13 protein-coding genes are annotated in these 16,009 nt (G+C 35.8%); all 13 read right to left on the reverse strand.

The genetic code is table 11. From position 1 onward, the window contains the following. Window positions 1–3 precede the first annotated feature (3 nt). The gene (locus tag F936_RS12470; RefSeq protein WP_005047743.1) at window positions 4–771 is read right to left on the reverse strand and encodes an OmpA family protein; all 768 of its coding nucleotides are present in this window, start codon (window positions 769–771) and stop codon (window positions 4–6) included. 2 nt (window positions 772–773) lie between these two features. Beyond that, a complete protein-coding gene (gene tagF / locus F936_RS12475; protein WP_005047747.1) occupies window positions 774–1,733 on the reverse strand; it encodes a type VI secretion system-associated protein TagF in 960 nt (319 codons plus the stop codon). 37 nt (window positions 1,734–1,770) lie between these two features. Next, window positions 1,771–5,592 (reverse strand): type VI secretion system membrane subunit TssM, encoded by a 3,822-nt coding sequence (gene tssM, locus F936_RS12480; protein ID WP_005047749.1) that lies wholly within the window; start codon window positions 5,590–5,592, stop codon window positions 1,771–1,773. Between the two features lie 30 nt (window positions 5,593–5,622). Further along, complete coding sequence (locus F936_RS12485) at window positions 5,623–7,032, reverse strand: hypothetical protein (RefSeq protein ID WP_005047752.1); 1,410 nt, start codon at window positions 7,030–7,032, stop codon at window positions 5,623–5,625. Further along, window positions 7,029–8,027, reverse strand: coding sequence for a type VI secretion system baseplate subunit TssG (gene tssG / locus F936_RS12490; RefSeq protein WP_005047754.1), 999 nt, complete (start codon window positions 8,025–8,027; stop codon window positions 7,029–7,031). The genes F936_RS12485 and tssG overlap by 4 nt, the downstream gene beginning before the upstream one ends. After that, window positions 7,991–9,802, reverse strand: coding sequence for a type VI secretion system baseplate subunit TssF (gene tssF, locus F936_RS12495; RefSeq protein WP_005047757.1), 1,812 nt, complete (start codon window positions 9,800–9,802; stop codon window positions 7,991–7,993). The genes tssG and tssF overlap by 37 nt, the downstream gene beginning before the upstream one ends. A 16-nt stretch (window positions 9,803–9,818) precedes the next feature. Then, the gene (tssE, locus tag F936_RS12500) at window positions 9,819–10,295 is read right to left on the reverse strand and encodes a type VI secretion system baseplate subunit TssE (RefSeq protein ID WP_002048404.1); all 477 of its coding nucleotides are present in this window, start codon (window positions 10,293–10,295) and stop codon (window positions 9,819–9,821) included. Between the two features lie 78 nt (window positions 10,296–10,373). Continuing rightward, window positions 10,374–10,877, reverse strand: coding sequence for an Hcp family type VI secretion system effector (locus F936_RS12505; protein ID WP_003651052.1), 504 nt, complete (start codon window positions 10,875–10,877; stop codon window positions 10,374–10,376). 49 nt (window positions 10,878–10,926) lie between these two features. Further along, complete coding sequence (gene tssC, locus F936_RS12510; protein WP_005047761.1) at window positions 10,927–12,408, reverse strand: type VI secretion system contractile sheath large subunit; 1,482 nt, start codon at window positions 12,406–12,408, stop codon at window positions 10,927–10,929. Further along, window positions 12,401–12,904, reverse strand: coding sequence for a type VI secretion system contractile sheath small subunit (gene tssB / locus F936_RS12515; protein ID WP_003651049.1), 504 nt, complete (start codon window positions 12,902–12,904; stop codon window positions 12,401–12,403). Before tssB ends, tssC begins: the two co-directional genes overlap by 8 nt. Window positions 12,905–12,920: 16 nt before the next feature. Next, on the reverse strand, window positions 12,921–13,610 hold the full coding sequence (locus F936_RS12520; RefSeq protein WP_016801976.1) for a hypothetical protein: 690 nt from the start codon (window positions 13,608–13,610) through the stop codon (window positions 12,921–12,923). A 694-nt stretch (window positions 13,611–14,304) separates the two neighbouring features. Further along, window positions 14,305–15,210: a tetratricopeptide repeat protein gene (locus F936_RS12525; protein ID WP_005047765.1), complete on the reverse strand. Its 906-nt coding sequence runs from the start codon at window positions 15,208–15,210 to the stop codon at window positions 14,305–14,307. Window positions 15,211–15,226: 16 nt separating this feature from the next. Continuing rightward, window positions 15,227–16,009, reverse strand: a complete 783-nt coding sequence (locus F936_RS12530; protein WP_005047767.1) for a putative type VI secretion system effector — start codon at window positions 16,007–16,009, stop codon at window positions 15,227–15,229.

The following is a 16,009-nucleotide window of genomic DNA, read 5'->3' on the forward strand; positions in this document are numbered from 1 at the left end:
TATTTATAGAACTGTAAACTCAATTCGACGGTTTTTCTTTCTTCCTTCCGGAGAAGTATTATCTGCGACTGGTTTAGAGGAACCTAAACCTTCCGCAGATAAATGGTCTGCCGGAATACTCTTACTAATCAAATAGTTTTTTACTGCCAATGCTCGATCTTGGCTAAGTTTTAAGTTTTTAGTCGCATCGCCGGAACTATCTGTATGTCCTACGATTTTGACTTTTTTACCACCTACTTTATTTAAGGCAACAGCCATCTCATCTAGAATTTTTTGACCGGCATCAGTTAACACTGCACTGCCAGATTCAAACTCAATAATTCGATTTTTAAGTGCATCATCAATAATTTTCTGTTCAGCCTGATTGACTGATAACTGTGAATACAGTTGATATGGTGGCTGAACTAACCCTTGAAAAGACTGAATGGTCGGCTGAATATCTGCTGGATTCAGCATTTTTCCACTCAACTCAAATCGAGTACCGTTTACGCTTAACTTACCTTGCGAGACTTTTTTAAGATCAGGCGTAATGACTCGTGTAACAGAATCACTCCATCCATTTGGAGCAGCTACCGGTCTAACTTGTATTTTATCTACAACCTGATCTGCACCATAAACAGACTGCATTTTTAATAAGATAGCCTGTTTACTCGCTTCGTTAGGAACTACACCTTCTACAACAATAGGCTGAGCCAAAGCATAATTAGCTACGGCATAGATAAGACAGCCTTTTATGAACTGTGAAAGTTTAGTTTGATATTGTTGATTCATTATTATTCACCCAAAAAAGTCTGTCTAAATAGTTTTAAGCCTTGATTTAAACTTAATTGGCGTTGGCACAATGATTGTTCTAGCGTAGCTAAACCAGCATTCTGCTCCAAATAAGTATCAATCCACTGAGCTTCTATTAAAGAAACCCAATGTTTACTATCCATATTCTGAGTAAAAATATCGCTAAGGGCTAAAATATCAGCACCTTGAAAACCGAAGAATAATACGGGTTGCTCTCGATGTAACAAGCCGATGAGTACCTCAGTATTATGCTCCTTTAAAAAACGGCAAATAATACTGACCCAAAAAGCTGCTATTTCATAACTGTAAGCAGGATTATTAATAGGCAAAATTAAAACTTTATTTAAGCGGCTGGTTCCATTTTGTAAAATTGGCTGTAGCAATAATCCCAGCCCAATCATACTTTGCGCTAATTCATAAATACTTAACTTCATTAACTGAGCAAATGAGTGCATCGTATGATTTTCATAAAAGCCTACACATTCTCGTTCAGTTAAAACCTGAATTTGATTTTGTAAGTGACCTAATTTTCCAAGTAACAAATCAGAATCTTTAATGCCTTTTAAAGCACGATTGTTTTGAAATAAATCAACAAGCACATGTTTATAGCTATATGGTGCATATAACAAATTATCATACGGCAAATCAATTTCTAATAAATGGCTCAGCACCATTGGAAAAGATCGACCTGAACTATCTTCACTTGCGAGTAAGTTCGCAACCAAAAACATATTTTCTTTCGGATTTGCAATAAAGAAATCCAGTGAAGGCAAGGTGCTATAAGCTTCTTTAAAGCTGCCCGATTGCATCGCATATTCCAATGCTTCAGTAATCCACTGATCAAGCAACTGTATTAAGGCGTTCTGACCTTTTGTTTTTAAAAAGTCACCTCGTGCAGGACTTTTGCCGTAATACAAAGGAGTGGTTTTTAATGTTTGCATTATTGCTCCTCCTTTCGCATAGAGGTTATTTTCCATATCATGGTTTAACTCCCGCAGAAGGCTGAGCGAGTGCTGCAACAGGATTTTCAGTTCTTGCTGGAGCGGTAGCTTGAGCTGGCGCTTGCTGAGCAGACACCACTCGAGCGGCTTTATCGGCAGTGACTTTATCAACCAGTTGCATACCAGCATAACCACGGCTTGAACCGATACTGCCTGAATTACTGCTGATTAGACGGAAATTCATTTTTACAACTAATGATGGGTCGGTCTTACTACGCCAAAGCATTTCAAATCCGCCATTTTGTTCTTTACGCTGAGCACTATCAATTAAACGGTTAATACCATATTCACCTGGCTCATCAAAAATCGTGTGCGTTTGACCTTGTAAATCTACTGCGGTAATACGAGCACCCGGAATACTGCCTTGGTTTGGCCAAATGAAGTTAACCCACTGTTGAACACCATTTTCATAAGTCATACGCTGACCATCAATATCCACGGTATATGAAAGTAACTGTGGGTTTGGAATTGGGTAGAACTGGAAGTTCGATTGGTTGGTTGCTGGTGCTGCTGGAGCTTGAGCATTCAACTCACCTGTTGCCATACCATTCGCTGGAGTAACGTATCTTTGGAAATTCATGACGAATTGAGGATTTAAACTAATTCCTAAATCTTTCCATGTTTTAGACGTTAATGTATAACCACGACGGATCACAAATGGATCAAGGCTTTCTTTTACAAAGCGTGAAATACTACCATTTTCACCTAAAATTTGACCAATTTCACTGCTTGTCGCTTGCAAAGAAGCTGATGAGTTAAATGGATATTTCTTAGCAAGATTTGCTGTAAATGGCTGATAAGCTTGCATTACCCACAATTTATTAATTTCATCTTGCGTAGGTGTAATTAAACTCTCGAAAGCCTGTGTAAGTGGACTAACTACCAATTTTTGTAATAATCGCTGATCGATTTCATTGAAACCAACCGCCATTTTTTCATCTACAATTTTTTGCGTCTGGTTAAATACAGAAGTTTGCTCATTTAAGGTTTGCTTGACTAATGTCATTGCATTAGGCCCAACTTCCCCTGCATTCTTAAGCTCATTAAACTTGCTACGAACTAGAGCTAAATTTGTCATATATTCATCAAGCAATGATTTACCTTGTTGATCATCGCGTTTGCGAACCAACTGATAGAACATTTGATATTCTTGAGAAATAGCACCCTGAGCATTAGTCGCCACTTGATTGGCAACCTTATCATCATGATTTAAAACTTTACGTTTAAACCACGCAACAAATCCTTTTTGTGGAGCTGCGAGCTCTGCTTGTACAACTGGATTATCCCAGTTTGTTTCGATCGCCACTCTTTCAATTAAGGTTCTAATTGGAGAGTTCTGCGGTTCACCTAAAACATCAATATTTTTTACTTGCTGAGCAAATTGGCCCGCTTTAGCATAATGAATACCACTTAAGAATTTTCTCCATTCTGCAATATATTCTTGCTTATAGAGTGCTGTCAGTTGCTTTCTAATTTGTTCAGGGCTGCCTGAGAAAGTTAAATCATCAGATTGACGGCTATTTAACACCCAGTCTTTACTATCTGTTGGCTTATCTGCCGCTTCCTCAATCGCCTTTTCTACATAGTCATTCCATGCTTTTTGGGTAAATACACCAGGCAATGCATAACTACCCAATACAACATTTTTATTTGCCTCACCCACAATTTGACTTACAGTAAGTGCAGGAAAACGTACCGCAGCACGCATTTTTATTTCATTATAAACACGATCACGCGCAGGCATTCCTCTGACAACAGAGAGCAATACTTGACGTGTTTGATCAACAATTTGCGAATCCGCATCTAAAATTGGGAACTCTTTATCATTTGCCAAAGTCATTGCATATGACAAGATCTGTTCAGCTTCCTGAATCATATCTGCACGTGGCATTTGGCCTTTATTGGCATCAAGCCAAGAACGCCAGAAACGCGTAACCTGATCGCTTAAATGACTTGCATCCATGTATTGTGGATTACTCATCATTAAATATGCTTTTAAAGCATTGTAAGCATCTTGAGGATTTGTATCTGAAGGTTCCAAATATTGTTGAGACTGAGCAGTTTGTTTAATCTCAACATTCGTATGATTAGCTTTTAATGTTGCTTCATTATTTTTTACACGTTGCAAATATTGAGCAATATTTTGCTGTGTCGGTGTTAAAACAATTTGCTTAACGCCTTTTAAATATTCCGCTTTTAGTTTTTCACGAAGCTCATTGCCCTGATATAAACCAAAACTAAACTTAAGTGGTCTATTTTCATCAAACTCATCTAACTGCTGTAGACGTCTTTGAAGAATAAGTAAAGCTTCTAATTGAGTTGATAATTGCTGGCCTGAAGATTTTTCTAATTGAACAACCTTATTTAAATCTGCTTGAACTTCAGCAATCAATTGCTGATTATTGCGATATGACCAAACCCAAACACCAAGAATAATTGAAACACCGGCTAAAGCACCAATAAATGCAATGTAACGTTGACGTTTTCTGCCAGCATTTACATGCTGTTTAACAAGATCTTTATCTTTTAAAATAACATCTGAAAATAGACCATTTAAGAAATAACCGTGGTTAGGGGTAATTTTTGAATGATCTTTTAAATCACTTTGAGCAATTTGAGTAAGCTGGAATTCTTGGGCAATTTGCTCGGTCATTGGACTTTCAATGACACCTTCTTGCAAAGCACTAGTGAAGTAGAACCCACGGAAAACTGGTTGAAATTGATATGGATTATCTTCAAAAAGTGTCGCAATAAAGCTCTTTAAAGCTGGTTTTAATGTTTTAAATTCTAATGGGAAAGTCATTACACTTGGAGAGATATTCTGCGAATGGCGGCGACTTAAATGAGTCGAACTTACCCCTTTTAAACCATCGTAAAGAATATTGTAATGTTTTTCGAATAGATCAACGGCATTGTGGGAGGAACTCTGTTCATAAGGAAGAGTCGCACCCCAAGCTTGGTTATATTCCTGAGCTTCATAAAATTCAAAAAACTCTGTAAAACCTGCAATCAAATCCATTTTTGAAAAGACTAAATAGACAGGCACAACCACTTCTAAACGCTCAGTTAAATCTTGAATACGAGCACGTAAATTTTTAGCAAGCTTTAACGAATTTTCAGGACTTTGACTAATCAGCTCAGCAATACTGACAATTAAAATCAAACCATTGACAGGAGCTTTAGAACGGTTCTTTTTTAAAATATTTAAGAAACCTAGCCACTCAGAATGATCTTCGCTATAAACAGAATAACGACCAGCCGTATCGAGTAAAATACCTTCTGTAGAGAAAAACCAGTCACAATTTCGAGTACCGCTTAACCCAGCCGATACCATTTTTTGATGCGTTTCTTCAAAAGGAAACTTTAAACCAGAATTATAGATAGCTGAACTTTTACCTGCAGCGGGGTTACCAATAACCATATACCAAGGAAGCTCATAGAGTGCAGCATTCCCTTTTTTATCACCCAACTTAGATTTACGAATCAGTTGAATTGATTCTTTCATTTGTTGATTAACAAGCTGAAGCTCTTCTTTATCTTTATTTTTTCCGTACTCAGCTTGATTATCTTTTTCAATCGCTTCAGCTAACTCTTCACCTTGAGCCGCATGTTTTCTTCGTTGAATAAGCCAATAGATACCATAAACAATAAGACCCAAAGCATAGGCAGTCGCTAAAGCCCAGAATATATGACGGGGAATTGAAGTATATGAAGACATCAATGCCACGAACAATGACAAGGCGATAATTGCTTTAGGATTCGTGATGTACTGCCACAAGTAGCCTAAAATTGTATGCATTCTATTCTCGTTCTAAGTCCAAAGTTTAAATTAGTTATTCAACACCATCACATCATCTTCTGAATTTTCGGTGACATGCTGCACAAATATATGTGCTGACACCGTATTTTCACCAAAGACAAAAGGAATGATATGTTCAGGGAAATGCATACTCAGCATAAAGCCATAAATATCAGCTAAATGTTGGGTATGCCCTAATGAAGATTTCACATAAATATAGTGATGCGGTTCTACAGGTGTTTTAAGAAAGTGTTGCTGCAATTTCTTCGAAACTTTTATATCCGTCTGATCTGACAATATCAGCACATAAGGTTCCTCACCTTCATGCTGAGGTAAATCATTAAATTCAAAATTATTAAAAAGCTTCGCTGTATCTTGCTGACCCATTACCACTTTCAGTGCTTTAGTCGGTTCTAATTCTTGAACTTTTACTATAGGATCTGCGAGTAAACAGCTTGCTGAAAATTCAGCAGGAATATAATCTTTAATCATCCAAGATTTTTCATCGACTAGATCTTGATCAATCTCCGAATCAGCGACGACTAAAAAGAACATCTCATGCTCTCTTTTATGAATACCTTTTAATAGGTGTATCAACTCTTGGTAAGCTAATTGCTCTCCAAAAAAATGATATTCAATATGGATTTTTTGAGCAGGAATACCAATCTCAGTAAAAAACTCTAAAATTAATTCATTACTTTGGTCATCATTCCAGATATGTAACAAATCCTCCGAAAGAAGGATGTGTAGATTTAAGCGATTTAAACGGTAAACTTCGACTACAGGCATTTGAGCATCATCATATTCAGACTCGGGATCAACCCATGCTGGATGCATATGATATTCACGAGATTGTTGCGACTCATAAAATAAAGTCGAACGCTTTAAATGCTCTGCAAGAAGATATAAGTTTTCTATATTTTGTTCTAATTGCTGTTTTATTAATGACATCATACGAACTTGTCGTGGAGATGAGTAATCACTCTCCTTATGATTGTCTTCATCCAAGTCTTTAATACGATAAGATAATAGAGGCAATCCATAAGAATTTAACAGTTGATCATCTAACTCCGGGCTTTTGAAGTTTTGTAGCTGCTCAATAATTGATTCATTCTCACCTAATGCATGTACGGCAAAAGCAGAGTAAATATTAAAATCTAACTGTTCGAGTGGTGCGTCACTTACAGTAGTTTGTTTTTGATTAGCATCATCTTTATTTTGATTTATAGATTGTTCTTTTTTATCTTTATAAGCTCTATAGGCACTATAAATTAACCAAGGCGATAAGATCACCAAGGTAATAATTGCTGGCAACAATAAGAAATAAAGGAAAAAGTCACCTTTATCAGGGTTATATTGAACGTCACGCCAGTAGAAAATAATAATTCCACTAACCACTGAAAAAATAGCAATAAATGAGAGTAATATTTTTTTAATCATATTCTCTCTCCAATAAGGCTATAGCAAGTTTCATGACTATGTACGTTTGATTGTCGTGATATGAGAAAAGAACCCTGCCCTAAACCATTCTGGTTATTCTTAGTTAGACAAATAGGTTGTATTTCTGACTCATCCAATACGAGTCGAAGATCTATCGATAAAGTTGGACTACACCAAGTTTCTACAATTTTTTTTAATTTTAAACTTAACTCTTGATTTGGGAGGAAATTTAAATATTGCTGACGCTTTAGTGGTCCAATCTGGATTTCAATTTTTCCATCAATTTGTTGAATGGTTTCCCCACAAAACGTATTAATGCCAAGTAAGCTCGGCTGACTTCCACCTAAAGTCGTTAATTGATCACTCGCCAACTTAAAAGATTCTTGTATAAACTCTTTAATCGTAATTTCATGCTTAAAAATACAGGACAGCATCGTTTTTAATGCATGAACTGTATTATTCTGGCCCTGCATTAATCCAGAAAACTCTGCAAAATAGTCATCAAGCTCTGTTTGCTGATGTTGGGAGCGTACATAGCCATTCAATGCATGCAGAATATCTAAATAATCGTTTTTATACTCAGTCTCATATCGAATCGGTAAATTATATGTAATGCTGGACTCTACATATTGAGCAGTAAGCTTATGGTTAAATAAGCTCAGAAACTCTTTAGTTTCGGCTCTTTGCTGACGTGGGGCCTGTTTAATCTTATTCGTATATGTATAAGGTAAAGCACCTTGTATGCCAGTAAGACCAACAATTAAATTCGTGATATAAACCCTTTCGTCCGTTAATTCTAAATTTTCAATTTCTGTAGCAGGAAAATTTAAATTAAAGGATGTCTCAAACTTGAAATGATCACTCCAAGATGAACCAACCGCACGACTTGAATCGTGCCTTAATAGACGTGTTGCTTGAATAAATTCAAAAGACTTTGGCTTTGTAAACAGCTCAGCTGTTATAGAAGAGTCTTGCCACCAACGTTCTGACTGCATTGGTATAACTCCTGCTGAGATGAATAATCCTTAACAACCAAATCAACGAAACTATTAATTTGAACCTTTAAATTAAAAACACGACTTAACAATTGGCTAAAAATGTATAGGCTATGCCCTCTGAATACAGATGAATCAATTTGCAACTCAGCCTTCACGCCCCTTACAAACATTGGGAATGGTTTACCATCTACTAGTTTGTGAGTAAGTGAAAATTCAAGATGTTTAATTGATTCAATAATTAGATAATTTTCTTTTGATAACGGTAAGTTATATAAAGCAAGTAACTCTTTAATATGAGATACGGCATCACCTTTCATTAAAGCCAAACTATTTAATGAAAGGTGTGAAATTACACGCCACTGCTCAGTCTGGCTTTGTCCAAATTGATAAGGTTTAGTCGGTCTTTTTAAAACAATGGCACGTCTGGCCAAACTACTATCATTTAAGTTCAATATATTATTAGACTGCCCTAATGCTTCATGTGGCAAGTCACGATTTGAACATAATAATTTTGTACTAATAAAATCTGAACGTGTTGAAGAAGGATTTAAATTTTTAGAAATAATTGAATATCCCATTTCAACAAAATTTGGTTGTAGTTTTTGATAGTTTACCGAATAGAAAAAGCGGGCCTTGTCCGCATGGTAGTGGCTCATCGCAAAAAAAGGCAGCACCGGAACATAGCTTTCTTCGTGACTAGTTTTTTCACGCACCATATTCATTTCAGTAATTGAATAGACTTGATAAAACTCAGGATGATGTGCATCTGTAATTAATGGATATTCTAATTGCTTGTGTACGATTTTTTGAGGTTCAGCATATTTTTCAAATAAATTAATGACTGGAGTAGTAAACAATTTAAAATTAGCGACATTTAATTCAGAATAATTTCGAACTACGGCTTGATCATTTAAATTTAATTTAAAATGGATAAGCAGTTCAAAATCATTCTCTTCTAGAGATAGATTCTTTAAAAAGTCTAAATCTAGCTTAAGATAATTGAATTTTTCAGGAAAACAAAAATACTCCATCAGCAAACGATAAGCATGATGAGTATGTTGATCGAGTGGCAATAGACTTTCTTGCTCTGAAAAACCAGTTAACTCAAATGGATTTTTATCCAGCGCTACAACTTTCTGCCCTATTCTGATGGCAAAAGTTGTTTCCTTCTTAAAAATACTGTCTAGTACTTGAAGCGGAAAATTAGAAATTGCATCTAAATAAATAGGAAGCTTTTCATTTATTAAACATAAATGAGCATGGTTAAAAATTTCAAACTTAAAAGTTAAAGTCGCATTTTGACTTAAATGCATATGTGCACTAGGTGTACTTTTGAACTCTAGCGCTTGCAAACTTATCGGGAGTAATTTGATTTCTTGCGTGGTATTAAACTCACACTGAACACCTTTAAAACTGCGAGACTTCAAGACTGTGTGTGCAGGAACAATATGTGCTTCTGTGAGCTGCTTTATTTTATTTATATCTTCGAAACTTACCACCGAACAAGCAGGAAAGTGACGCAAGTATTGAGGAAACATCACCTCAAATAAAGAACGTGTAAATACGTCATAACTATCAGCAAGTTTTTTATCAATGCGAGCAGCAATTAATGAAAACGCCTGTATGAGACGCTCAATATGCGGGTCATCAATCTGCTCTTGATTTAAAGATAAGCGCTGAGCAATTTTCGGATATTTTTGGGCAAATTCACGAGATTGCTGACCAAATTCCTGTAGTTGTTTTTCGTAAAACGGTAAAAGCTCTTCTATCACAACACACCCACTACGCCTAGGTTCTCGCCGAAATTACATATTGTTGCGTTGTCGGTTTTAACAATGCATCAAAAACGACAGGTTCATACAGTGGATGAATATTTAGATAAGCCTGAATGCTTAAACACAATGCCCCCATATTATGTCCATCCAACAACATCTCTACCCGTATTTGTCTTAATCTAGGCTCATGAGCTGCAATTGATTGTTCAATTGATTGGCAAATCTTGTCTCGATCTAGCGGGTTTGCTGTAGAAAGCCCCACAAAATCAATAATCCCGAACTGAAGTATAGATTTTTTAACTAGCGGATAATCATCGACCACGTGGTCCAATTTAGCGACCCGACTATTCAGCAAGTCTTCTAAATCTTTCGCTACCGATTCTCTTAATTGCTGAATAGAGAGACCTTTTGCATAATCTTCACTTTCAGGAATTAAACGATCAAACAAAGTTGAACGAAATCCGTATGGATAAAGCCGATCTAAATTCATTCGAGTTCACAACAAGCATGCTTAAAGACAGCAGAGGCTAACTTTATGTCAGCCTCCACCAAATATTCACTTAAATAATTATGCTGCGTAAGAAGCAGTATTATTAGAAAGTGACCATTTCTTAGTAACAGCACCTTTTGCAGTACCGTTAATATCTTGTTGGTTATATGTCCACTCAACAGCTGCGTATTTCAAACCAAACGCTTCAGTTGGAACACCTTCTTCGTTAACTGTTGGAGTTACACTAGAAACAAGAACATGCTTCAATTTAATTTGTAAGTACTTGATGCGTTTGTCGCCATTCGCACGATAAAAATCAATTTGTACTTCATCAAATGTATAACCAGCTGAACATGCTTCCCATAATTTCGGGCTAGTTGCATCTAGGTCTTTAATAAAAAGCATATCTGAATGTTCAACACGTTCAGCAGTATGGCCACCAACACTACTTGAAGTAGCAGATTTTGGTTGACGAATGTTGTGAGACCAAGAGTTAACTTCTAACCAGCCTTTGTGCTCAGAATCACGAGACTCGCCATCAACTTTATACTTACCGCGAAACTCAACGTATATATCTTTCATTTAGAACTTTCCTATTTTTAATTTAAAGTTATTCTTTCGCTGACCTTTATTAATTTGAGGACTGAGGTAACTCAGTGACAAGTCGTAAAGAAACTGACAACTCATCCAGCTGGAAGTGTGGTCGTAAGAAAACCACAGACTTGTAGTGACCTGGTTGAGCAGGATCTTCTACAACTTTTACAGACGCTTCACGTAAAGGGTATTGAGCTTTCGCTTCTTGAGAAGCACCATCATCTAGTAATACATACTGTGACAACCACTCATTTAAGAATGCTTCAACATTTCCAGCAGAAGCAAAGCTACCCACTTTATCTCTCATCATTGCTTTTAAATAATGAGCAATACGTGAAACGGCCATGATGTACTGAATTTGACTTGATAAAGCAGAATTAGCATTTGCTGTATCATTGTCATATTTTTTAGGTTTTTGAGTTGATTGCGCGCCAAAAAAAGCAGCGTAATCCGTATTTTTACAATGCACTAAAGGAATAAAGCCCAAATCACTTAATTCTTTTTCACGGCGATCAGTAATCGCAATTTCTGTTGGGCACTTGAATACCACTTCGCCATCTTGTGTTTTAAACGTATGAACTGGCAAGCCTTCTACTAGACCACCACCTTCAACACCACGAATTGCAGCACACCAACCATGCATATCAAATGCATTTGTTAAACGCGTACCGAAAGCATAAGCAGCATTCATCCACAAATATTCGTTGTGGTTTGCACCTGAAACATCTTCAGCAAAGTTAAACCCTTCTGTAGCTGTTCCTTCTTTTGGATGGTAAGGAAGACGACCAAGCACATGCGGCAATGTTAATGCGACATAACGAGAGTCTTCACTGTCACGGAATGAACGCCATTGAACATATTCAGCCGTTTCGAAGATTTTTGAAACATCTCTAGGGCGATCAATATCTGTAAATGACTCAAGACCCAAAATGCTTGGGCTAGCAGCTGAAACAAATGGTGCGTGAGCTGCTGCTGCTACATGAGAGATTTGCTCAAGCAAATACATATCAGAAGGCGTACGGTCAAACTCAAAATCACCAATGAGTGCTGAATATGGTGCACCACCAAAAGACCCATACTCTTCTTCATAGATTTTTTTGAATAAAGTGCTTTGATCAAAGTCTGTAGCACCTTGGAAATCTTTTACCAACTCTTTTTTAGTCGTATTTAACATACGTATTTTAATGAGCGGATTAGATGGTGTTTCTTGACAGAAGTAGTAAAGACCACGCCAAGTTGACTCAATCTTTTGGAATTGTTCATTGTGCATGATCTGACTTAATTGTTTTGAAATCAGTGCATCAATTTCGGCAATACGCTTATCAATTGATAAAGTCATATTTTCAGAAACTGTAATTGTTCCTGCCATTACTTCTTTAGCAAGTTCACCAATTAAGCTTTTTGCACGCGAATGTTCTTCTTCATTTCGGGCAATACGGCTTTCTTCAACAATCGAGTCTAAAAGATTAACTTGTTCATTTTCAACAAGTGACATTGCTGCAGATTGAGTATTATTCATGATCAGCCTCCGCACTTAATTTACGGATCTGATCAGTACTCTTAAGCACTTCGTCAAGTAAGTCTTCTAGACGCTCACTGTTCGAAATCTTATTTCTCAAATCAGTTAAACGCTCACGTGCTTCAACCAGTTTCTTTAATGGGTCAACCTGTTGAACAACATTTTCTGGGCGAAAATCTTCCATTGACTTAAATGTTAAATCAACTGCAATTCTCCCGCCCTCTTCAGTTAGCGTATTATCTACCTGAAAAGCTGCTCTTGGAGACAATGACTCCATAACTTCATCAATATTATCTAAGTCGACATTGATGAATTTTTTATCTTTTAATTTTGTACGTTCAAGCTCAGATGCTGCCGAAAAATCACCCATCACACCAACAACAAATGGTAGTTCCTTCGCTTCTTTTGCATCACCAATTTCAACATCATATGTAAGCTGAACACGTGGAGGTCGAATTCGCTGAAGCTTCTTTTGTACGCTTTCTCTCTTAGCCATAAGATTCTATTCCTGATTATTTAATTAAAGGGTCAAAAGGCGAACTTTTTGATTTATTAACATTGGCTACAGGGGCAGTTTTTTGTTTAACCGCAGTTGCTTTTGCTGGAGTTACTACTCGTTTATTTGCTGTTCTGGAAGTAGTAACTCTGTTACGTGTTACAGTTTGTTTTTTATAACTTCTTCGTTCGTTATCAACTGAACCACCTTCTGTTGCAGCCCTAACATTTGAAGTATCAGGTGCAGGCATTGAAGTATGAATATTTTCAATTAACTGTTTAGCGGGTGGGTAAGTTACATCATTGCTTAAATAACGCATTTCCTGACTTCGCATTTGCTGCAATGAGTTATTTGCAATGCTTACACCAGATAAAAATAAAACATCTGTTATTAATGAACCGCGTATATTTTGACTTTGCAATTGACTAGCCAAATTCACAGCCTTAACTGGTTGATTGGTTTGATAAAAGCGCATGGCTGCTTTAGCTAATAAATCATTTTTTTGAGTCGTATTATCACTATCACAAACTTGCTTAAAAATATTCAATAGCTCAGGATCATTTTGGCCTTCTGCTAACGGATTCTTTTTAATACAACTTTTTTTAAGTTTTACAGGCTCTAGTTCTGCTGCTTGAGCACCTGATAGACCGATAATGTTTCCAGTCAGAAAAAGTATCAAAATACTTCGTTTCAACACAACTTTCATTCCTCTGTTTTCTTATTTATTCAAGGCTTTACTGAAAAGTTAATATTGAGAAAACATTAAAAAATCAGACTATAAACCTTATATTCAAAAAATTTATGCGCAGTTTATCATATAAACAAACATATTTTATATAAAAATCATATCAACTTAAACTAAAAGTAAATAGTTGAGATGGTTATAAAATATAGCTTAATAAAGTTATTCTTATAAAAATATAATATTGTTATTTTTTGTAATTAAAAATAAGTAATTGATTTTAATCAAATAAATAAAAATAAAAACTGAATGAAAAATTTATTTAAATATCATTCATTTAGTTTTTTTGAAACATTTGCTTAACAATATTTAAGTTTATATTAACTACAAGACGCTTCTATTTGGTTACGAACAAACCATCAAAACTTAAAGTAAAAAAGTGCGCTACAAAAAACCATAAAACTTGTCAAGACTAATCTGTCTATTTAGTATCTTTTTTATTTAACTTTGTGAGAGCAAGTAGAATCAATAAAACTCATAGATTTATGAGTAACTATTTTTACTTTAAGGTCAAGTTCTCGGGTGGCTCAAAACTACACTCAATATCAAGAAAATAAACTATTTGGCGTTATAGTTTTAAAGAATATTGCGAGTTTTTTAAGTTTAGATAAAGGGAAAAAGGCCTTTCACTCAAAAGAATTTTTATTTAAGTATAAATTTATATTTTAGACTTCCAATAATTAGCTTTCTCAGGATTATATTTTAAGCTACTGCTTTCTGCGTAAATATCATATAACAACGCCTTGGCTGATGAATTTCCATTGCGTACAGCCATTTCTGCATATCGTATTGACTCATCTAAATTTTGTTTCATACCTGCACCATTATAATATTTAAGAGCAGTATTATATTGCGCTAACGCATGTCCATGATCAGCCGCACGCTTAAACCAGACAAGTGCTTGAAGCGGATCTTGCTCTACACCCTCACCTCGCTCATAAGCCAAGCCCACATTGTTTTGTGATTCAAGATCTCCCTGTTCAGCAGCTTTTAATAACCATTTAAAAGATGTTTTGATGTCCTTCTCAACTCCATCACCTATATATAATTGAGCAGCAACTACCGTCTGGGACTGTATGAGTCCTAATTCAGCAGATCGAATAAAATATTTAAAAGCTTTTGCTCTATCCTGTTTTACATTTAAACCTTTGTAATATGCCAACCCAACATTGTGAATTGCGGAAGGGTTTCCCTTTTTAGCTCCGTCTTCAAACCACATTAAAGCTTTTTGATCATCTTTTTTTACAGCTTCATTGCCATTTCGATAAATCAGACCTAATTGAAGCATGGCATTTGAGGAGCCTAGTTGTGCAGATTTCTCAAATAGTTCCAATGCTTTCTTTTGATCAAATTTTTCACCTTCGCCTCTGGCATACATAGAGGCCAATACAAAGATAGCATCTGCATCATTTGCTTTTGTGGCCTTTTCCAGATCATGTTTAGACTTGTATTCAGACACATCTTTATAATCTTTAGTCAAAGTTCCGTGAGTGTATTCTTCTTTCTGTTGACTGCATGCAGATGTTACTAATATTAAAGTAATGACAAACAATCTAAGCTTCATAAAGCAACCTTTTACTTCAAAAATTTTTCTTATCAAAATAATCTTCTGGATAAGGGTCTTTACCTTTTAAATTTTTTCTATAATCCATAACACTGATGTTGATTCCATCATTAATTAAATAATCATTATAAAAATCCTGCTCTTTAGGATCTTCAAAACCTAATTTTTCAAATATTTGTTCAGATAATGTACCAAAATTCTCATACGATTTTCTATAACCAAAATAATTTACAAAAGCCATCAATGGAATACAGATAAAAATACTTATAAGTATCCACATTATTAAATATAGAAAAGAGTCCCAAGAGTAATTGAAATCAAAAATGTAAAAAAGTAAAAGCATTATTGACATCCCTCCCCAACAAATTAGGGTGAAATAATACGTTTGCATAATAATCGCTTTATAGCCCTTTTTTACTGAACGACCCATTTCATAGATCATATAAAGCAAACCAGATTTAGGATCAAGAATCGCATAAACCTGATAACGTCCATCAACAGGGCTGTCACTAATTACAGCTATCAGTTCATCATTTTCTTCAAAACGAACCGTCGTAAATTGCCCTAGTAAAGAATGTTCTTCTATTTCCCCCGTAAAGGTGATGCCATCTTTAGCTTTACCTGCCATTACTAGTATAGGAGCGCTGGTAAGCAGCGAACTACTTTCCGCGAGTACACCTGCAAAAGCAGTTCCAGCTGCGATCCCACTCACATTTTGATTTACAGGTATTTTGGACTTGGCTTTTTCTAAAGAATGTATTGGGCCTTTAACTAGCTTAAGGTTTAATTTAAGTTCCAC

It is taken from the genome of Acinetobacter calcoaceticus DSM 30006 = CIP 81.8 (assembly GCF_000368965.1).
Classification (GTDB): domain Bacteria; phylum Pseudomonadota; class Gammaproteobacteria; order Pseudomonadales; family Moraxellaceae; genus Acinetobacter; species Acinetobacter calcoaceticus.